The 20,520-nt window shown below is 60.5% G+C and carries 16 protein-coding genes and 1 tRNA gene; 2 read left to right on the top strand and 15 right to left on the bottom strand.

The window, feature by feature from the left end; translation table 11 throughout:
- Window positions 1-128: 128 nt before the first annotated feature.
- Window positions 129-1,028 carry a LysR family transcriptional regulator gene (locus tag ATI14_RS04130; RefSeq protein ID WP_017253659.1) on the bottom strand — a complete coding sequence of 300 codons (900 nt, stop codon included), beginning with the start codon at window positions 1,026-1,028 and terminating at the stop codon, window positions 129-131.
- A 209-nt stretch (window positions 1,029-1,237) separates the two neighbouring features.
- Here ATI14_RS04130 and ATI14_RS04125 point away from each other — a divergent pair, with 209 nt between their 5' ends.
- Entirely contained in the window at window positions 1,238-2,500 is a 1,263-nt protein-coding gene (locus tag ATI14_RS04125) for an aspartate aminotransferase family protein (RefSeq protein ID WP_080520441.1), read from the top strand.
- A 185-nt stretch (window positions 2,501-2,685) separates the two neighbouring features.
- Window positions 2,686-2,844, top strand: coding sequence for a YqaE/Pmp3 family membrane protein (locus tag ATI14_RS04120; RefSeq protein ID WP_003228885.1), 159 nt, complete (start codon window positions 2,686-2,688; stop codon window positions 2,842-2,844).
- Between the two features lie 5 nt (window positions 2,845-2,849).
- Here ATI14_RS04120 and pqqE read toward each other — a convergent pair whose 3' ends face one another.
- The 14 genes from pqqE to rpsU all read right to left on the bottom strand — a co-directional run bounded on the left by pqqE (window position 2,850) and on the right by rpsU (window position 20,374).
- On the bottom strand, window positions 2,850-3,980 hold the full coding sequence (pqqE, locus tag ATI14_RS04115) for a pyrroloquinoline quinone biosynthesis protein PqqE (protein WP_016972363.1): 1,131 nt from the start codon (window positions 3,978-3,980) through the stop codon (window positions 2,850-2,852).
- Window positions 3,973-4,248: a pyrroloquinoline quinone biosynthesis peptide chaperone PqqD gene (pqqD, locus tag ATI14_RS04110; RefSeq protein WP_016972364.1), complete on the bottom strand. Its 276-nt coding sequence runs from the start codon at window positions 4,246-4,248 to the stop codon at window positions 3,973-3,975. The genes pqqE and pqqD overlap by 8 nt, the downstream gene beginning before the upstream one ends.
- Window positions 4,245-4,997, bottom strand: a complete 753-nt coding sequence (gene pqqC / locus ATI14_RS04105; RefSeq protein WP_016972365.1) for a pyrroloquinoline-quinone synthase PqqC — start codon at window positions 4,995-4,997, stop codon at window positions 4,245-4,247. Before pqqC ends, pqqD begins: the two co-directional genes overlap by 4 nt.
- 11 nt (window positions 4,998-5,008) lie before the next feature.
- Window positions 5,009-5,920: a pyrroloquinoline quinone biosynthesis protein PqqB gene (pqqB, locus tag ATI14_RS04100; protein ID WP_016972366.1), complete on the bottom strand. Its 912-nt coding sequence runs from the start codon at window positions 5,918-5,920 to the stop codon at window positions 5,009-5,011.
- Between the two features lie 71 nt (window positions 5,921-5,991).
- Window positions 5,992-6,066 carry a pyrroloquinoline quinone precursor peptide PqqA gene (gene pqqA, locus ATI14_RS04095; protein WP_003194766.1) on the bottom strand — a complete coding sequence of 25 codons (75 nt, stop codon included), beginning with the start codon at window positions 6,064-6,066 and terminating at the stop codon, window positions 5,992-5,994.
- Window positions 6,067-6,224: 158 nt separating this feature from the next.
- Complete coding sequence (gene pqqF / locus ATI14_RS04090; protein ID WP_031320079.1) at window positions 6,225-8,582, bottom strand: pyrroloquinoline quinone biosynthesis protein PqqF; 2,358 nt, start codon at window positions 8,580-8,582, stop codon at window positions 6,225-6,227.
- Window positions 8,583-8,630: 48 nt separating this feature from the next.
- A complete protein-coding gene (locus tag ATI14_RS04085) occupies window positions 8,631-9,425 on the bottom strand; it encodes a carbon-nitrogen hydrolase family protein (RefSeq protein WP_016972369.1) in 795 nt (264 codons plus the stop codon).
- Window positions 9,426-9,435: 10 nt separating this feature from the next.
- Entirely contained in the window at window positions 9,436-11,118 is a 1,683-nt protein-coding gene (locus ATI14_RS04080; RefSeq protein ID WP_080520786.1) for a flavin monoamine oxidase family protein, read from the bottom strand.
- A gap of 167 nt (window positions 11,119-11,285) precedes the next feature.
- Window positions 11,286-11,732 (bottom strand): Lrp/AsnC family transcriptional regulator, encoded by a 447-nt coding sequence (locus ATI14_RS04075; RefSeq protein ID WP_026082920.1) that lies wholly within the window; start codon window positions 11,730-11,732, stop codon window positions 11,286-11,288.
- Between the two features lie 132 nt (window positions 11,733-11,864).
- Window positions 11,865-11,941 (bottom strand) — tRNA-Ile (locus ATI14_RS04070).
- Window positions 11,942-11,957: 16 nt separating this feature from the next.
- A complete protein-coding gene (locus tag ATI14_RS04065) occupies window positions 11,958-15,701 on the bottom strand; it encodes an EAL domain-containing protein (protein WP_080520440.1) in 3,744 nt (1,247 codons plus the stop codon).
- A 121-nt stretch (window positions 15,702-15,822) separates the two neighbouring features.
- Window positions 15,823-17,673 carry an RNA polymerase sigma factor RpoD gene (rpoD, locus tag ATI14_RS04060; RefSeq protein ID WP_016972373.1) on the bottom strand — a complete coding sequence of 617 codons (1,851 nt, stop codon included), beginning with the start codon at window positions 17,671-17,673 and terminating at the stop codon, window positions 15,823-15,825.
- Window positions 17,674-17,740: 67 nt separating this feature from the next.
- Window positions 17,741-19,711 carry a DNA primase gene (gene dnaG / locus ATI14_RS04055; RefSeq protein WP_017253652.1) on the bottom strand — a complete coding sequence of 657 codons (1,971 nt, stop codon included), beginning with the start codon at window positions 19,709-19,711 and terminating at the stop codon, window positions 17,741-17,743.
- A gap of 447 nt (window positions 19,712-20,158) precedes the next feature.
- The gene (gene rpsU / locus ATI14_RS04050; RefSeq protein ID WP_002551877.1) at window positions 20,159-20,374 is read right to left on the bottom strand and encodes a 30S ribosomal protein S21; all 216 of its coding nucleotides are present in this window, start codon (window positions 20,372-20,374) and stop codon (window positions 20,159-20,161) included.
- Window positions 20,375-20,520 lie beyond the last annotated feature (146 nt).

Raw genomic sequence — 20,520 nt, 5'->3', positions numbered from 1 at the left:
CGCGCAGGAAGCGCAAAGCAACAACACGGACACGTAGGATTCTGCCAGGGTGGCGGAGTGAAATGGATGTCAGGGAAACAGTCTGCAAAGCCCCGCTTCGGCGGGGTTTTCTTTTGCCCGCAAAAAAGTCAGGCGCCTGCCTGCGGGGCATTCATCACGTCTTCCAGCAAGGTGCGCAGCAATGCCACCGTCGCCTGCTGGCGTTGCACATCGCGGCATACCAGGCCCACTTTCAGCGGCACGCGCGGTTCGCTCAAGGGTTTCCACAGCAGGGCCTTGCTGTTGTGCTCGTCCTGGGAACGTCCCGGCAGCACCGTCGCCAGTTTCGTGTGGGGCAGGCTGTCGAGGATCCCCACCATCGTATTCAGCTCAGCCTGTACTTGCGGGCGCCGCCCCAGGTTGGCCAACTGGCCCTGCCAGATCTGCCGGACCTGAAATTCCTCCCCCAGCAGCAACATCGGCAATTCGGCCGCCTGTTTCAGTGAGACTTTCTTGAATTCCCGCAGTGGGTGATCATCGGGGATGACCACCTTCAACTCATCTTCGTACAGCAGTACGCCGGTCAAGCCAGGCTGGCGCGGTGGCAAGTAGCTGATACCGATATCCAGTGAGCCGTTGAGCAATCGCCGCTCGATCTCCAACCCGGTCAATTCGTAAATCTGTACCACCAGGTGCGGCTGAGCCTTGCGCACGCGTTCGAGCATTTGCGGGACCAGGCTGGTGTGCACGGTTTGCAGTACGCCAATGGCCAATGTACGCATCGCCTGGCCCTTGAAGTTGCGCAGGGCCTCCACCGCTTGCTGCATACCGTCGATCAATGGCAACGCATGGTTGTACAAGGTGTGCGCCGCCAGCGTCGGCAACAGGCGCTTGCTGCTGCGCTCGAACAGGCTGACATCCAGGTTCTGTTCCAGTTGGCGAATCTGTTGTGACAGCGCCGGCTGGGAGATCGATAAGCGCTCCGCAGCACGGCCTACGTGGCCTTCCTCGTACACCGCGACGAAATAACGCAGTTGCTTGAAATCCATAAGCCTTACTTATCGAAAAAGCTGGAAAATCGAAATGGCCGCAGGCCCCCCGGGGGCCTAGTCTAGCGCCTATTCGCAGGGCTTACAGGGCCGGATCGGGCAATGAACAGCGTTTATGTTGATGGCGTTTACATAGGCAAGGCAAACAATCTCCAGCCAGGTTGTACAAGGGTGACCGACCAAAGTCCCGTTGCCACGGGAGGTGAACTGTGAACTTGTTTCGCCGTCCTGCACCGAGCCTCGACGATCTGCTTTTTGATACGCCGCGTGAGGACCCCTCCAGCGAATGCCTGATGCCCACGGTGGCGCGCCCTCCGCAAGTTTTCGTACGCGGCGAAGGCTCGTGGCTGTCGGACAGTGACGACCGTGCCTACCTGGACTTCAGTCAGGGCGGCGGCGCCAACAGCCTCGGCCACAGCTCACCGGTGGTGCTCAACGCCTTGACCGCCCAGATGCAAACCTTGATCAACCCGGGAGGTGGCCTGTACAACCGCGCTCAACTCAACCTCGCCGACCGCCTGTGCCATCTCACCGGCAGCGACCAGGCGTACCTGCTCAACAGCGGCGCGCAAGCCTGCGAAGCGGCGATCAAGCTCGCGCGCAAATGGGGCCAATTGCATCGCGCAGGCGCGCACCACATCATCACGGCCAGCGGTGGTTGTCATGGCCACAGTTTTGCCGCGATGGCCGCGTCGGCGGGCGCTGCCGGCAATCGTTTCGAACCGCAATTGCCGGGCTTCAGCCATGTGCCGTTCAACGACTTGCCCGCGCTGCATGCCGCGGTCGACGCGCAAACCGTTGCGATCCTGCTGGAGCCGATTCAGGGCACGGCCGGTGTGATCCCCGCGACCGAGCACTACCTCAAGGGCGTTGAGCGCCTGTGCCGCGAGCTGGGCATTTTGCTGATCCTTGATGAAGTGCAAACCGGCGTCGGCCGCTGCGGCTCCTTGCTGGCAGAAGAACAGTACGGTGTGCGCGCCGACATCATCACCCTCGGCAAAGGCCTGGGCAGCGGCGTGCCCTTGGCTGCGTTGCTGGCGCGCGGCAAGGCCTGTTGCTTTGAAGTCGGCGAGCTGGAGGGCACCCATCACGGCAATGCGCTGATGGCGTCCGCCGGTGTAGCAGTGCTGGACGCAGTGACGGAAAACGGCTTTCTGCAGCAGATACGCGAATCCGGTTTGCACCTGGGTGAGGGCCTTGCCCGGCTGGCCTACCGTTACGACCACGGCCAATTACGCGGCAACGGGCTGATGTGGGGCCTGACCTTGTCGGATGATTCCGCGGATGCGGTGGTAAAGGCTGCGCTGCATGAAGGCCTGATCCTCACCGCCCCGCAGCCCGACTGTTTGCGCTTTACCCCGGCGCTTAACGTCAGCAAAAACCACATCGACGAAATGCTCCTGCGCCTGGCTCGTGCCTTCTCCCGCGTGCGCACCGCCCAACTGCAATGCCGCAAGGGCATCGCTGTTTAACACCCCGTTTCCTGAACCGTCTCGCGGCATACGCGGCGCCTCCAGCCTGATTCTTTTGGCTGGGGGCGTTTTTTTTGTGGGTCGGTTAAAGGATGGCGCAATGCCAGATTCCACTGAACCCTCACAAACCGCCAAGGTCGATTAGCTTAACGGCTCACACGAGCCGACTTTCTGGAGCTGACCCCATGGATTTCATTCGTATCATCATCGCCATTCTGCTGCCGCCACTGGGTGTGTTCCTGCAAGTAGGATTCGGCGGCGCGTTCTGGCTGAATATTCTGCTGACCTTGTGCGGCTACATTCCGGGCATCGTGCACGCGGTGTATATCATCGCCAAACGTTGAACCCGTCAGCCTTTCGCGATGAGCCGTGAGTTGCGCTCGTTGCGAAAGGCCAGTTGCTCGATGGTCTGGGTAGCGTGTTCGGCTTCTTCCCGTGCCTGAAGGATGATGCCGTGCTGCTCGGATTTGCTGCACACCGGGTCGGCGTTGCTGGCGTCGCCCGTGAGCATGAAAGCCTGGCAACGGCAGCCACCGAAGTCCTTTTCCTTTTCGTCACACGACCGGCACGGCTCGGGCATCCAGTCGTAGCCGCGAAAGCGGTTGAAGCCAAACGAGTCGTACCAGATGTGTTGCATGCTGTGATCGCGCACATTCGGAAATTGCACCGGCATCTGTCGGGCGCCGTGACACGGCAAGGCGGTACCGTCCGGCGTCACTGTCAGAAAAATACTGCCCCAGCCGTTCATGCAGGCTTTCGGGCGCTCTTCGTAGTAATCCGGCGTGACGAAGATCAGCTTGCACGGGTGGCCTTCGGCCTCCAGTTTGGCGCGGTATTCGTTGGTGATGCGCTCGGCGCGCACCAACTGTTCTCGAGTCGGCAACAGCCCCACACGATTGAGTTGCGCCCAGCCGTAGAACTGGCAGGTGGCGAGTTCGACGAAATCCGCCTCCAGTGCAATGCACAGCTCGATGATACGGTCGATCTTGTCGATATTGTGCCGATGGGTCACAAAGTTCAGCACCATCGGATAGCCGTGAGCCTTCACCGCACGGGCCATTTCCAGCTTTTGCGCGAAGGCTTTTTTCGAGCCGGCCAGCAGGTTGTTCACTTGTTCGTCGCTGGCCTGAAAGCTGATCTGGATATGGTCCAGGCCCGCCTTTTTGAAGTCGCTGATTTTCTGCTCGGTCAGGCCGATGCCGGAGGTGATCAGGTTGGTGTAGAACCCCAGCTTGCGCGCTTCGGCGATCAACTCGGCCAAGTCCTGGCGCACCAGCGGCTCGCCGCCGGAAAAGCCCAGCTGCGCGGCACCCATCTCCCGCGCTTCACGAAACACCTTGAACCACTGTTCTGTGCTCAGCTCCTTGCCTTGCTCGGCAAAGTCCAGCGGGTTGGAGCAGTACGGGCATTGCAGCGGGCAGCGGTAAGTCAGCTCGGCGAGCAGCCACAGCGGCAGGCCAACGGGGGGCTTTTCAGGCAAGGGTAATCCAGTGCTCTGCACGGGCGACCTCCATGAATTGCTCGATGTCTTCACCCAGCTCGGGCACGCCGGGGAACTGCTTGTCCAGTTCGGCGATGATGGCGGCCACGTCACGCTCGCCGTCGATCAAACCGCCGATCAGCGCGGCGCTGTCATTGAGCTTGATCATGCCTTCGGGGTAGAGCAGCACATGGCCCTTTTGCGCGGGTTCGTACTGGTAGCGATAGCCCTGACGCCAGGCCGGTTTTTTGCTGCGATCAAAGCTCATAGGGTGATCCCCTTATGCCATACCCGCTGGTCGGTCACGCTGTGATAGGGCGGGCGTTTGAGTTCGTAGGCCATGCTCATGGCGTCGAGCATGCTCCACAGGATGTCGAGTTTGAACTGGAGAATCTCCAGCATGCGCTCCTGGCCTTCACGGGTGGTGTAGTGCTGCAGGGTGATCGCCAACCCGTGTTCCACATCGCGCCGGGCCTGGCCGAGGCGGGTGCGGAAATATTCATAACCGGCCGGGTCGATCCACGGGTAATGCTGCGGCCAGCTGTCGAGACGCGACTGGTGGATCTGCGGCGCGAACAGTTCGGTCAGCGAGCTGCTGGCGGCTTCCTGCCAGCTGGCACGACGGGCGAAGTTGACGTAGGCATCCACCGCAAAACGCACGCCGGGCAGCACCAGTTCCTGGGAGCGCAGTTGGTCGGGGTCCAGGCCTACGGCCTGGCCCAGGCGCAGCCAGGCTTCGATGCCGCCGTCTTCACCGGGAGCGCCGTCGTGGTCGAGCAGGCGCTGGATCCATTCGCGACGGACCTCGCGGTCCGGGCAGTTGGCCAGAATCGCGGCGTCTTTCAGCGGAATGTTCACCTGGTAGTAGAAGCGGTTGGCGACCCACCCCTGGATCTGCTCGCGGCTGGCGCGGCCCTCATACATCGCCACGTGGTAGGGGTGATGAATATGGTAGAAGGCGCCCTTGGCGCGCAGGGCGGCTTCAAATTCCGTGGTGGTCAACGGCGTGTCAGTCATTTCGTCAGCTCCTACAATTCGATGCTCATGCCGTCGTAAGCCACTTCGACATTGCGCCGCACCAGTTCCGCGCGCTCGGGGGAATCTTCATCGAGGATCGGGTTGGTGTTGTTGATGTGGATAAGCACCTTGCGCTGTTCGGGCAGTTGCTCCAGCACTTCCAGCATGCCGCCGGGGCCATTCTGCGCCAGGTGGCCCATCTCGCGGCCGGTGCGGGTACCGACGCCACGGCGCTGCATTTCGTCGTCATCCCACATCGTGCCGTCCACCAGCAGGCAGTCGCTGCCGGCCATGATTTCCAGCAGCGGCGCGTCGACCTTGCCCAGGCCCGGGGCGTAGAACAGTTTGCCGCCGGTGCGCAGGTCTTCGACGATCAGGCCGATGTTGTCGCCGGGGTGCGGGTCGAAGCGGTGCGGCGAATAGGGCGGTGCGGCGCTGCGCAGTGGCAGCGGGGTGAAACGCAGGTTGGGGCAGGCCGGGATGGTGAAGCTCGTATCCAGCTCGATGCGGTTCCACGCCAGGCCGCCGTTCCAGTGGGTCAGCATGGTGAACAGCGGGAAGCCGGTGCTCAGGTCTTCATGGACCATGTCGGTGCACCACACCTGATGCGGGCAGCCTTCGCGCAGGCTCAAGAGACCGGTGGTGTGGTCGATCTGGCTGTCCATCAGGATGATCGCGCTGATGCCGGTATCCCGCAGGGCGCGGCCGGGTTGCATCGGCGCGAAGCCTTGCAGTTGCGCGCGGATGTCTGGCGAGGCATTGCACAGCACCCAGTTCACACCGTCGTCGGAAATAGCAATGGACGACTGAGTGCGCGCCTGCGCCCGCAGGCTGCCGTCGCGAAAACCTGCGCAGTTCACGCAGTTGCAGTTCCACTGCGGGAAGCCACCGCCGGCGGCGGAACCTAGAATCTGGACAAACATGGACGCTCCATCAAGCAAAGCTCAAAACAAAAACGCCCCGGGCGAACCGAGGCGTTGTATTACCAGGCGTATCAGCGGCTGGCGAAGTACATGGTGACTTCGAAGCCGATGCGCAGATCAGTGTAAGCAGGTTTGGACCAGGTCATATTCATTCTCCTGTGGAGGGATGGGACGTTCACTACTGAGTCATACATATAGTCCACCTCCAGTAGGAGATGTTCAGATATTGCGTATGAATGTTACTTAATTCTTTTCAGGATAGCGCTACCTTGATGGAAAAAGCCTGTTGCAGACTGGGCAATGATCAACCTGCGGTTTTCCAGAAGTCCGAGATGCGCGGGCCGTTCGCCACGCAGCGCCAGCCGCCTGTGGCGTTGTTGAGCTGGGCGGCGGCGAGCAATAAATCTTCACGCGTACGGGTTTGGATCAACTGCTGAAGCTGATCCAGATAACCCGACGAATGGCCGGCAAGGTGCGCGTGCCAAAGCAGATCGGCGGCTTGCGCGAGTGGCAGCGCGGCGAATTGCTGCGCCAGTGAATCGTTGCCCAATTCAGTGCTGTTTTCGATCAACGCAGGCAGTTGCTTCAGGAAGGTCTGCAGATGATCAACGATCCCTTCCACGGAAACGCTGGGGGATTGCACGCCAAACAGCAGCCCGGTTTGGCCCTGGATCTGTCGGATGCCACTGAAAACGGCGTAGCCGATTTGCAGCTCAACACGCAGGCGCTGGTAGAACGGACCCTGGAGCAGATGCCCGAGCAGGCGCCATGCCGCTTCGTCGGCCAAGGACTGTGTGGGTGCCGGGCAGAACAGTAGCACCGCCGCCTCACTGGATTCGGTGTTCACCTCGTGCCACAGGTTCTGGCCGCCGATGGCCGCAAATGCGTGTTCGATGATTGCGGGTTGCCCGGGCAGGCGCGCCGCGGCTGTTTTGACTGCCGCTTCACATGCCCGAGGCAGAGCGAACCCCATCCCTTGCCAGCGCGCGGTCGTCCACGACACCTCACGCACTGCTGAGCCCGCTGCGACCGAGCAAGCAGGCAGCGCCTTGAGCAGTTCGCGAATAGCCATCAGCGGCGTCGTGGCCGGTGGCGCTTCCAGTGGCTGGCTCAGTTGATGGGCCAGGGCTTCCAGCACGGCGGGCATCAGTTCGTGAAGACCGACCAGTGTCACCCGCCAATCATGGCCGATGGTTTCCAATGAGATGTCGAGCCCTGCCTGCCGCGCATTTTCGCGCAACGGCTGCAAGGTGTTTTCCAGCCCGGCGGGCACGGCGGACTCGAAGCGCCAGTGCAGATACAACGCACCTTCGTCGCTGTCCTGGGGCAACGCCTGGCTGAAGGTCAGTGCCGCTGTCTCCCGCCGCCCCCGTGAACGATCCTGCGCAAAGGTGCGCAAGCCCCGGTGCGCACTGGTTTGGCCGCGAATCAGGCCGGCGCGTTCTTCTTTTACCGGTGGACGCAGGAACGGGTTGTTCGGCGGGAGCTGCCAAGTGTGTCGGGGCGCAGGCAAGCCCAATGAATCGAGCATGGTCTTGAAGCTGGCGATAGCTTGTTCAGACAGATCTTCGCGGTCATTTCGCGCCAACGCCAGCGCGCCTTGGGTTTGCTGTTGGCGAGCGGATAGCAGCGCGAATTCTTCGCGCAGAGAAGTCCAGTCGCTGTGTGCGAAAAAGCTCAGCCAGTCGTGCAGAAGTGCCTCAATGCGTGTCGCCGTATCATCTTGAGAGCCGAGAGTGAAATTGACGTCCAGCACGGCTTGTCCGGCGAAGTGATAAAGCACCGACGCCTGCAGAGCGGTAGCCAGCCCTTGGGCTTTCAGCTCGGCCAGTAAACCACCGGGCGCCGAGGCGTTGAGCCAGGTGCAGAGAAAGTCCAAGGCTTCGCGTGGTGCGTTGCAGGCGATGACATGATGCAAATGTTCATCTGCAGTGTGCTGATAGCTGCGCATAGGGTCGGGCATCAAGGCGGGTGGAAACGTTTGAGGGTGCAGCGGTCCCGATGTCAGTTGCTCGCTGAAGCTCTGCGCCAGTGCTTCCAGTTCGGCCAGGGAATGCGGACCGGCGAGGCTCAAGGTCATTTGCCCGCTCTGATAGAAGTGGGTATGGAATTCCCGCAATGCTTGTTGAAATGTCTCACGCTCAACCGGCAGGCTGTCTCGGTTGCCCGCATGAAAGCCGCGCAACGGATGATCCGCCGCCAAGCCTTCCAGCAGTGCAACCTGCTGCTGCGCCGCGGCATCCTGGGACCAGGCGACAAACTCCGCATGCAGCACCTCGCGCTCGCGCAACTGGTCATCGATCGCCAGGCGCGGATGGGCCAGCATGTCGCCCAAACGCTCCAGCCCACCTGTAAAACTCGCCACCGGCAACTCAAAGAAATAGTCCGTAGCGCGCTCGCGGGTGCTGGCATTGACCTGCCCACCGTGACGCTGCACGTAGGCCATCAAGCCTTCGCCTGTGGGAAAACGCTCAGTGCCCAGAAACAGCAGATGTTCCAGGAAGTGCGCCAACCCCGGCCACGCCAATGGCACGTCATGGCTGCCGGCCTGCACCCGTAAAATCGCGGCACAACGCCTCAAGCGTGGTGCATGGCGCAAGGAAACCCGCAGGCCATTGGCCAGGGTCAGGTGAAGGTGTTGGGGGTGGGCCGTCGCAGGCATGGGCACTTCCGAAACAGTGAAGGTGCCCATGTTAACAAACCGGTCGCGTCAGGGTTTATGCAGCGTGCCGTAGAGCTCCGGTCGGCGGTCTTGCAGGTAGTGATTCGCCGCGCGGGCATCAAGGATCGATTGGCGGTCCAGTTCGCCAACAATCAACGCCTCATCCAGACCTGCCTGGGCGATGCACTGACCATTTGGCGCGGCAATGCTGCTTTGCCCGCAATACTGAATCTCGCCTTCATGCCCGCAGTAGTTGGCGTAGGCCACGAAACACTGGTTTTCAAACGCTCGCGCCCGCACGGTGACGTCGGCAACGAAGTCGAACGGCACCATATTCGCGGTGGGCACCAGGATCACGTCGGCGCCCGCCAAGGCTAAACGCCGGGTGTTTTCCGGAAACTCCAGGTCGTAGCAGATCAGGAAACCCAGCTTCCAGCCATTGAGTTCCACCAGCGGGAAATCGTCTTCCCCGGCGCTGAACATGGAGTGGTCCAGGTCGCCGAACAAGTGAGTCTTGCGGTAATTGCACCGCCGCTGGCCGTGGGCGTCGATCAACTGCACGGCGTTATAAATCTGCCCGTCCTCGGCCCGTTCCGGGTAGCCGTACACAATTGCCAGCCCGGTGCTTTTTGCGAGGTCGGCGATCACCTGCGCCGATGGCCCGTCCGGCGCTTCAGCCAGGGCGCCGACCGCTTCCGCGCCGATGTTGTAGCCGGTGAGAAACATCTCCGGCAGCACCAGCACATCGGCGCCGGACGCCTCGTGCGCCAGTGCGTGCAGGCGCGCGAGGTTGCCCGCTACATCCAGCGGCAGCGGCGGGCATTGGTAGAGGGCGACGCGCATGTTCAGCTCCTTAATCGGCCAGGGCGATCGGCCCGATTTCGTCGAATACATCGCCCGGGCCGGGGTTTTCCGGGTGAGTGCTGCCACCGAAGTGGTTCATGATGCCCCACACCGCGTTCAGCGAAGTTTGCACCGCGCCCTCCACCCACGCCGGGGTCCAGGACACGTCGTCACCGGCGATGAAAATGCCGCGCTGCTCGGCAGGCATGTCTTTCTGCATGAAGTGCGCGTACATGCGCTGGTTGTAGCGATAGTGGCCAGGCAACGCGCCTTTGAAGGCACCGAGGAAATGCGGGTCGGCTTCCCACGACACGGTGATCGGGTCGCCGATGATGCGCGCCTTGATATCAACTTTCGGGTAGATCTTTTTCAGCGCGTCCAGGGCGAGCTTTACGCGCTTGTCGATAGGCTGCGGCAGCATTTTCAGCGCGTCGCTCATCCACGAGTACGACAGGCAAATCACGCCCGGCTTGTCGTCGCCGTTGTCGAACAGGTAGGTGCCGCGGGTCAGGCGGTCGGTGAGGGTCATGCTCATCAGGTCGCGGCCGGTTTCCGGGTCTTTGTCTTTCCAGAATGGGCGGTCGACCATCACGAAGGTTTTCGACGATTGCATGTAGCGCGTGCGGTCCAGCGCCATCCACATCTTTTGCGAGAACAGGGTTTCATCGCATTCGATCTGGGTGGTCAGCAGCCAGCTTTGGCAGGTGGTCAGCACGGCGGTGTATTCGCGGGTGTCGCCGTAGTTGTCGGTTACCGCGAAACGGCCACCGGGGGCGTGCGCAATACGTTTCACACCCGCCCGTGGCGCACCGCGATGCAGCGAGCTGAGGCTGGTGCCGGCCGGCCAGTGGGCGCAACGCTCCGGCACATGGCGCCAGATGCCCATGGGCACTTGGGCCACGCCGCCGACCACCAGGTGCTGGTGATCGTCGCAGTTGGTCATCACCACACGGAAGATTTCCAGCATCGAATTGGGGAAGTCCGAGTCCCAGCCGCCGGTGCCGAAACCCACCTGGCCGAACACTTCGCGGTGCAGGAATGACAGCTTGGCGAAGGCCTTGGAAGTGGCAACAAAATCGTAGAACGTGCGGTCATCCCACAGCGGCACCAGCTTGTTCCACAGCTCCTTCAGGCGCGGCACGTCGCGGTCGCGGATGGCCTGCTGGATATCACCGAACTGCGAGCCCGCCTCAAGCGCGTCGGCCCAGGCGTCAGCCACTTCCTGGAACAATACCGGCAAATCCGAAAGTTTTTGTGCGTAGTGAGTCTGGCCTTCGAGGTCGATCACCGTGCTGCCGGAAGCCGGGGTCAGCGGGTTGGGGAACGGTTTGGTCTCAAGGCCCAGCTTGTCCACGTAGTGATAGAACGCGGTGGACGACACCGGAAAACGCATCCCGCCCAGCTCGGCGATGATGCCCTCGGCACCTTCAAACGCCTGGGAGCGCAGGCGGCCGCCCATCTTCGAGGCTTCATACACCACAGGCTTGAGGCCGAGCTTCATCAGCTCATACGCGGCGACAAGGCCCGCGATACCTGCGCCGACAATCGCCACTTCGGCGCCATGGTTGGCGGCGGGAATACTGCCCAGGCCAGCCGGGTGCTCGATCCAGTCATCAAAGGCAAACGGAAAGTCCGGGCCGAAAATGGTGATGGGTTTTTTACCGTCTGCCGGGTGGCGATTGGTCTTGCTGATGGTGCTGGACGGAATGCTCATGGCTGACCTTACTGACGACTCGGCGGGATGGGGCCCGTTGAGTATAGGAAAAGATGGCAGCCAGTTTAGGGAGCGTTGCGCTCGTTAATAAGACGCAATGTGTCGTCGGATTGGATTGTTTTCAGTCAAAGTGACGAGCCGAGTGGTCAGATTGGCTGGCCTCGATCCAATTTGTTACTGAGGATGATCGAGGTGGTGGTTTTCTCCACACCGTCGACGCTGCCGATCTGGTCCAGCAGTTGGTCAAGCTGTTCCGGCGAATCGGTGCGCAGCCATGCCACGTAATCGAACTCGCCGCTCACCGCGCACAGCTGCTGGACTTGCGCCATGGCGCTGAGCTTGCGCAACACGTCCTTGCCCGAACGTGGTTGCACGGTAATGCCCACATAGGCCTGCAAACCACCATCGACAACCCGTTGGCCAAGGCGCACGCCGTAACCGGTGATCACGCCGGTTTTTTCCAGGCGCGCCAGCCGCGAAGTAACCGTGGTACGCGCAATACCCAACTGCCGGGCCAGCATGGCCACGCTTTCACGTGCGTTGATCTGCAGGGCGGCGATCAGTTGGCGGTCGATTTCATCGAGGGTGGGCAAGATTAATTCCAATGAAGGGGACGGCAAGAGTGTGGACGTTTTATGGACACTTTTGTCGATTTATTCGGCAGGGGTTCAACAAAAATCGCTATGCCAGACAGACAAAAGCCGCGCAATGCGCGGCTTTGGAGTTGGTGGGCCCACACGGACTTGAACCGTGGACCAAAGGATTATGAGTCCTCTGCTCTGACCAACTGAGCTATAGGCCCTGTAACAGGTCGCGGATTATAACGATGGTTCTCCCGCTATGCCATCCGAAAAGTCTGAAACCCTCATACGAAGAAAAGCCTCGGCGAAAAGCTCCGGCGGCAGGGGCAGGCTGACGATGTAGCCTTGCATCTGTTCGCAGCCTTCTTCGGCGAGGAAGGCTTGCTGCGCGGGGTTTTCCACGCCTTCGGCGATGATGGTGAATTGCATGCTGTGGCCCAGGGCGATGATGGCGCGCACGATGGCGGCGTCGTGGGGGTCGTCGGGCAGGCCGCGTACGAAGGACTGGTCGATTTTCAGGAAGTCCAGCGGCAGGCGTTTGAGGTAGCTGAGGGATGAATAGCCGGTGCCGAAGTCGTCGATCGCCAGCTGTACGCCCAGGCGTTTGAGCTGGTGCAGCACTTCAAGCGCTTCTTCGGCCTGGCTCATGATGAAGTTTTCGGTGATTTCCAGCTGCAGACGGCCAGGTTCGAGTGCGTAATCGCGCAGTAGCTGTTTGATGCGTGCGAGCAGGTTGGGGTGGCGCAATTGCGCGCCGGCGAGGTTCACCGACAGCGGGCCGAAGTCTTCGAAGGCCTCTTTCCAGGCGTGCATTTGCTGGCAGGCCTGTTCCAGCACCCAGTCGCCGATCTGCAGGATCATGCCGTTTTCTTCAGCCAGGGCAATGAAGTGCTCGGGCGGCACCTCGCCGAAGGTTGGGTGGTGCCAGCGGATCAAGGCTTCGGCGCCGATCAGTTCCTGAGTCGCCAGGCTGCGCTTGGGCTGGTAATAGAGGCTCAGTTCATCACGCTCTATGGCGCGGCGCAGTTCGTGTTCCAGGGCCACACGCTCGTTGGCCTGGGCGGTGAGGTCGCGGGTGTAGCTTTCGACGCGGTTGCGGCCCTTGGCTTTGGAGCGGTACATGGCGGCGTCGGCGTTTTTGACCAGGGTGGCGACGTCGGTGCCGTCCTGGGGATAAAGGCTGGTGCCGATGCTGGCGCTGATAAAGAACTCGTGTTCGCCGGCCTGGAAAGGTGGGGTGAAGCAGGCGAGCAGCTTATTGGCCAGGTGCTGGGCGTCGTTGGCGTGTTGCAGGCCGGGCAGCAGGATGATGAATTCGTCGCCGCCCAAGCGCGCTACGGTGTCGACGTCACGCAATTGCTCCTTGAGGCGCACGGCGATGTCTTTGAGCAACAGGTCGCCAACGGGGTGGCCGAGGCTGTCGTTGATATGTTTGAAGCGGTCCAGGTCGAGAAACAGCACCGCGCCCTGTTTGCCGCTTTCCTGCTGGCCATTGAGCGCCGCCTGCAACCGGCTCTCGAACAGTGTGCGGTTGGGCAGGCCGGTAAGCGGGTCGTGGTGGGCCTGATAATCCAGACGAGCCTGGGCCAGTTTGAGGCTGGAAATGTCGGCAAATACCGCCACAAAGTGGGTAATCAGTTGTTCGCGGTTACGCACGGCGCTGATGGTCAGCCAGCTGGGGTACAGCTCGCCGTTTTTGCGACGATTGGATATCTCGCCTTGCCAGTGGCCGTGCGCCGTCAACTGATGCCACATCGCCGCGTAAAACGCGCTGTCGTGCAGGCCGGAGGCGAGCAGGCGCGGCGTCTGGCCGAGAGCTTCGGCTTCGCTGTAACCGGTGATTTCACTGAAGGCGCGGTTAACGGCGCTGATGTTCTGCCGGGTGTCGGTGATCAGCACGCCTTCGGCGGTGCTCTCGAATACCGTGGCGGCCTGTTGCAGTTTTTCCTGCATGAATTGGCGCTCGGTAATGTCCCGGGCGATGGTCAACATGCAGTCGTCATCGCCAATGGGCAGCGGGCGGCTGGACAGTTCGCACAGGCGAATCTGGTTGTCGGCGCGTCGGATGTGGCAGACGAAATCCTGGACGAAGCCATCGCGATGCATCAATTCCAGCATGTGTTTGCGTTCGTTGAGATCGACCCAGATGCCCAGGTCCAATGTCGATTGGTCCAACGATGTCGCGCTGGTGAAGCCAGTCAGGCGGCTGAAACCTTCGTTTACTTCAATCAACAGTCCATCGCGCTGACGACTGAGCAACAGGCCGTCCGGCGATGCGTGGAACGCCTTGGCGAATTTTTCTTCGGAGGTTTGCAGGCGTTGTTGGGTTTCCTTGAGCTGGGTGATATCACGCACCACCACGACCAAGGCTTCAGTGGTGTCGAGTTGGAACGGCTCGGCCGAAATCAGGCCGGTAAAGGCTTGGCCATTGCTGCGCAGGAACGGCATCTCCAGGTTGCGAATGCTGGTGGTCTGCACCCGCTGCAGCAGGTCGGGGCCGACGCCTTGAATGCCCCAGATATTCAGTTCGGTAGCCGTTTTGCCGATGACCTCCCCGGCGGTCAGGCCGATCTGGTCTTCAAACGCCTTGTTGACCTCCAGCAGGCAGCCGTCTGACATTCGTGCGATGACCAGAATGTCCGGGCACTGCTGGAATACCGAGGCGAATTTTTGCTCGGACAATTGCAGGGCTTCTTCGGTGCGTTTGGCTTCACTGATGTCGATCATCAAGCCGCGCAGCACCGGCTCATGGCCATGCTCGATCAGGCTGACGATATCGCGCACCCATAAACAGCGGCCATCGGCGGTGATCACCCGGTAATCAAGGCTGTAGTCGCGATTGGCGCGGGTTTCCCGGTAGCAATAAGCCTCGGCGCGGGTCAGGTCGGCAGGGTGGATGATGTTGCGCCAGAAGCCCGGGATCAGCCAATGGGCGCGGGGGTAGCCCAGCAAGTCTTCGGCGTGCGGTGACACGTAGCTGTAGGTGAAATCCGTAACGCTGGCTTCCCAGGCGATGGCGGACAGGCTCTCCACGAGGCCGCGATAGTGGTACTCGCTGCTGCGCAGTTCTTGTTCAAGGGCGACGCGGCGAGAAATTTCCGAGCTGAGCCGACGATTGATCCGAATTACGATGGCCAGCACGGTGCTCAGTAACAGCACCGCCGGCAGGCCGTACATCAGCAGGTCGGCCCAGATGGTGCGGTGGTCGGTGAAGCTGCCGACCCAGTGTTGCTGGATGGCGTCGGTTTCATCCGAGCTGAGGTCGGCGAGCACCTTGTCCAGAATGCCCACCAGCATTTTTTCATCCCGCGGCACGCCCATCGCCAGCTGATAGCGGTAGGGCGTTTCGCCGCTGACGTACAAACCGTCGAGTTTAAGTTGGCGCAGGCTCCAGACGCTGGAGGCGAGGTCGCCGACTACGGCGTCCACTTCGTCGGTGGCCAGGGCTTGCAGGGTCGAGCTGACATTGGGCATTGCCACCAGGTTCAGGTCGGGGTGGTGGGTGCGCAGCAATTCGTGGGGTGCGTAGTTTTCCACCACGGCGATCTTGAGTCCGTACAGGTCCTTGAGGTTGCGCGGTTTCGCGCCGCCCTCATGGGCGAGGATGACGATGGGAAAGTCGAGATAAGGGCGTGTGAAGCCCAGATAATTCTGGCGTTCCGGCGTGGACATGATGCCGGGCAGCAAGTCGAGCTGGTTGTTTTTCGCCTGCTCAAGCACGGCGGTCCAGTTGGCCGGCTCGATCAGCTTGATCCGCACACCCAGGCGATCCTGGATCAGGCGCACGTAATCAGCGGCCAGGCCTTGATATCGGCCATTTTCATCACGGTATTCAAAGGGCGGCCAGGAAGCGTCCACCCCCAGGCGCAGCTCCTGATGGTCCGCCAGCCAGCCACGCTCATCATCAGTAAGAGTCAACGCGCCAGCCGTTGCGGTCCAGGTCAGCAGCGACAGCAGTAACACGGTCGGCAGTCTGGGCATAACGGTCTCGTTATGGCACGGGGAATGTTTCGAGTGTAGACGGGCATTGCGGGGGAGGGGTGTTGCGCGGGATTTTATCTTGGCAAAACAAAACCCCCGGCCTGGGCCGGGGGTTCTGGTATCACTCGTCGAGGAAGGAGCGCAGATGCTCGCTTCGCGTCGGGTGGCGCAACTTGCGCAGCGCCTTGGCTTCGATCTGACGGATCCGCTCGCGCGTCACGTCAAACTGCTTACCGACTTCCTCAAGGGTGTGGTCGGTATTCATGTCGATGCCGAAACGCATGCGCAGTACTTTGGCTTCACGGGCAGTGAGGCCGGACAGTACGTCACGAGTCGCTTCTTTCAGGCTCTCAACGGTGGCGACATCGATTGGCGACTGCATGGTCGAGTCTTCGATGAAGTCACCCAGATGGGAGTCTTCGTCATCACCGATCGGGGTTTCCATGGAGATCGGCTCTTTGGCGATCTTCAATACCTTGCGGATTTTATCCTCAGGCATTTCCATGCGTTCGCCCAGCTCTTCCGGGGTCGGTTCGCGACCCATTTCCTGCAACATCTGGCGGGAAATACGGTTGAGCTTGTTGATCGTCTCGATCATGTGCACCGGAATACGGATGGTGCGGGCCTGGTCGGCGATCGAGCGAGTGATCGCCTGACGGATCCACCAGGTGGCATACGTCGAGAACTTGTAACCACGACGGTATTCGAACTTGTCCACAGCCTTCATCAAGCCGATGTTGCCTTCCTGGATCAGGTCGAGGAATTGCAGGCCACGGTTGGTGTACTTCTTGGCGATGGAGATCACCAGACGCAAGTTCGCTTCAACCATCTCTTTCTTCGCGCGGCGGGCCTTGGCCTCACCGATCGACATGCGACGGTTGATGTCCTTGATCTCGGCAATCGTCAGACCGGTTTCGGTCTCAAGCGCGGTCAGCTTCTGCTGGCAGCGGATGATGTCCGGCTGCAGGCGACCAATGGCTTCAGCGTATTTCGCCTTGCCTTTGGCCAGTGCGTCGGTCCAGCTTTCATCAACTTCGTTACCCGGGAACTGGCGCAGGAAGTCGGCGCGCGGCATGCGTGCATCACGTACACACAGCTGCATGATGGCGCGTTCTTGAGCACGCAGGCGCTCAAGGGCACTGCGAACACGCTCAACCAGGCCTTCGAATTGCTTCGGTACCAGCTTGATGGGCATGAACAGCTCGGCCAGCGCAATCAGCTCGGCAATCGCCTGCTTGTTGGTGCGACCGTGCTTTTTCAGGGCCTTGCGGGTGATTTCCATCTGATCGGAAACCGCACCGAAACGCTGTGCAGCGATGATCGGATCCGGACCGCTTTCAACTTCGTCTTCGTCGTCGCCGCTGGATTCAGCGTCGTCGTCTTCGGAATCGTCGTCCGCTTTCGCAGCCTTGGCATCGACAGGCGGCGGCACTTCGGCGGCAGGCGGCGCAATGCCGTCGTCCGGGTCGATGTAACCGCTCAGAACGTCGGACAGGCGCCCACCTTCGGTGGTGACGCGGTTGTACTCGGAGAGAATGTGGTCAACCGTGCCTGGGAAGTGCGCGATTGCGCCCATCACTTCACGGATGCCCTCTTCGATACGCTTGGCGATTTCGATCTCGCCTTCGCGTGTCAGCAGCTCGACGGTACCCATTTCACGCATATACATGCGCACAGGGTCGGTGGTACGACCGATATCGGTCTCCACAGCAGCCAGCGCGGCAGCAGCTTCTTCAGCGGCAGCCTCGTCGGTATCGGCGTCCGCCAGCATAAGGGAATCCTTATCTGGCGCAGCTTCGAATACGTTGATCCCCATGTCGTTAATCATGCGGATGATGTCTTCCACCTGCTCTGGATCTGAAATATCCTCAGGCAGGTGGTCGTTGACCTCCGCGTAAGTCAGGTAACCCTGCTCACGACCAAGAACGATCAACTCTTTGATACGAGACTGCTGTTGCGCTTTTCCGGACATAACACCCTATCCACTGAAGGTCTTGGCGGGCAAAAAACAAGCCGAGGATTATACCCGAGCTATGACCTCACACGCCAGCTGAGGTCGGGTTTGATGCGTAAACGTTCTGTTTTAAGAGGTCGCGCATCTGTTTTGCTATCTGAATTTTCTCTTCAGCCGATAAATCCGGCTGTCTTGCTCGCTTGATGAGCTCATCGAGGGTCTGCGTATGCTGGCCCGCGGATAACCTAGTAATGGTGTCTAAAAACTGTTGTTCAAGGTTTTCGCCGTCAATTAGCCACTCCTTTTCCGCGAGGGCTTTGAGTAATCGGCCCTGCTCGGTGCCATGCCAGCGCGCCATCAACTGAATTGAGTTTAGCTTAGGATTTTTCTGAACCGCCTCGATCAAGGCGATCAGCACCTGAGCATAGGTGTTGCTGGCGTTGGCAAAGTGGTCGGCGCTCTCGACCTTGCCCGCCAACTGCGGGTGGTGGATCAGCGTGCGCAACGCGATGAGCGTTGGAGCTTCGACGGCGACAGGAGTTCGCGGCGCATGGTGTTCATCGCGATCGCCGCGCTTGCCGTTCTTGTTCCAGGGTTTTTTGTCCCACTTCTTGCCGCCGGCGCCGGGCTTCTTCGGTGTCCACTCCTGCTGGGGCGCGTAGGCCTCCTGCGGTTGGTGGAAGTCGGAGTAGTCGGGCATGGCGTCGTAATCCATGCCCGGGTCGTAGGCGGGAGGCGCGTCCTGCGGTGCGCTGTGCACCAGCTGGCTGACGGCTTCGCCACTTAATCCGGTGATTTCCTGAAGACGTTGACGCATCAGGGTGCGCAGGTTGGCGCCGGGCACCTTGTCGATCAGCGGCGCCGCGAGGGTGGCCATATGGGCCTTGCCTTCGAGGGAGCGCGGGTCGGCTTCTTCGGTCAACTGCTGGAAGAAGTAATCTGCCAGCGGCTGTGCATGCTGGTTGATGCGCGCACGGAAGGCGTCGGTGCCTTCGGAGCGCACCAGGGTGTCCGGGTCTTCGCCTTCGGGCAGAAACAGAAAGCGCGCGCGGCGCCCGTCCTGCAGGCTCGACAGCGTGGCTTCGAGTGCGCGCCAGGCCGCGTTGCGCCCCGCCTGGTCGCCATCGAAGCAGAACAGAACGCTGGGCACCACGCGAAACAGGCGCTTCAAATGTTCTTCACTGGTGGCGGTGCCGAGGGTGGCGACGGCGTTGCGCAGGCCCTGCTGGGCGAGGGCGATCACGTCCATATAGCCTTCAACCACGATGATTTCATCGAGGTTACGATTGTTCTTGCGCGCTTCGAACAGGCCGTAGAGTTCCTGGCCTTTGTGGAATACGGCGGTTTCCGGAGAGTTCAGGTATTTGGGTTTGTCGTCGCCCAGCACCCGGCCACCAAAGGCAATGATGCGGCCCCGGCTGTCGCGGATCGGAAACATCACGCGGTCGCGGAAGCGGTCGTAGCGCTTGCCGGTTTCGGCGTTTTCCACCAGTAAGCCGGCGTCGATCATGGCTTTTTGCTGGAGCGTGTCGCTGCTCAAATGCTTGTACAGGTTGTCCCAGCCAGGAGGTGCGAAACCGAGGCCGAAGTCGCGGGCGATTTCACCGGTCAGGCCGCGACCCTTGAGGTAGTCGACGGCTGCCTTGCGCTGCGGATGGCTTTTAAGCGCCTGACGGTAGAAGTCGGCGGCGGCAGTCAGCAACGGGTACAGCGGCGAGTCGGTGGGCTGTCGTGGTTTGTGCGCGCGACCACTTTCTTCGCGCGGGACTTCCATGCCGGCAGCTTTCGCCAGGTCCTCGATGGCCTGGGGGAAGTCCAGGTTGTCGTGGTCCATGAGAAACCCCAAGGCGTTGCCGCCGGCGCCGCAACCAAAGCAGTAATAGAACTGCTTGTCGGGGCTGACGCTGAACGAAGGGGTTTTCTCTTTGTGGAACGGGCAGCAGGCGGTGTAGTTCTTGCCGGCTTTTTTCAGTTGCACGCGCGAACTGACAACATCGACGATGTCGGTGCGGTTCAGAAGGTCGTCAATAAAGCTCTGAGGAATAAGCCCGGCCATGGCGTTCTCGTCATCACTGCGTGTAAATGAGGGCCCGTGAAGTGTTCAAGCGCACGTAAATCCGGTGCTTGAGCGTCTGGCGTCTGCATGGGTTGTCAGGAAGTGTATCTGCCGAACGTTAGCTGACGTTAATTTAAGGTCAGTTTTCGACGTGGAAAAGTTGCCCCAGGCGTCCGGTCTTGGCCAGTGGTGGCCTCGGAAGCTCATGTTTGGGCACAGTCGACCGGTTTGATCGCCTGAATAATGAATAAGTGTGCTCGTCAGTAGCCTTGTTAGGCTCGTCAGAAGAGACGTGCACCGCTGGCAAAAGAGCCAGTCCTGACGTGTGAAGCAGTTGTCTCGGTCGCGTGTGCGGCGTCAACAGTGAAGCATCAAGCGATATCCGCAAATGCCATTAGCCCGGCTGAGGGCCGGGCTTGGCAGAAGCTTGCTACGAACGTCTGTGTATTAGTACAGACGAACGGCGCGGCGCTGTTCGCGCTGAACTTTCTTGGCGTGACGCTTAACAGCGGCTGCTGCTTTGCGCTTACGCTCAGAAGTTGGCTTCTCGTAAAATTCGCGGCTACGAACTTCAGCCAGTACACCGGCTTTTTCGCAGGAGCGCTTGAAACGACGCAGAGCTACGTCGAAGGGTTCGTTCTCTTTAACTTTGACGGCTGGCATCCAGAGCTACCTTCTTTCATTACCGGGATCAACGTTCTCGTCGCAAAAAATTCGCGGCTGAGGTCGTCGGTTTTTAAGGGTTGCGGATGTTAACCCCTCATTGCCCGGAATGCAAAGCCTCTGATCGAAAACCGCTAGTCGGGAGG

Source organism: Pseudomonas tolaasii NCPPB 2192, assembly GCF_002813445.1.
In the GTDB taxonomy this organism is placed as follows: domain Bacteria; phylum Pseudomonadota; class Gammaproteobacteria; order Pseudomonadales; family Pseudomonadaceae; genus Aquipseudomonas; species Aquipseudomonas tolaasii.
Note: the sequence above shows the minus strand (reverse complement) of the source record. Positions and strands in the feature narration are given on the sequence as shown.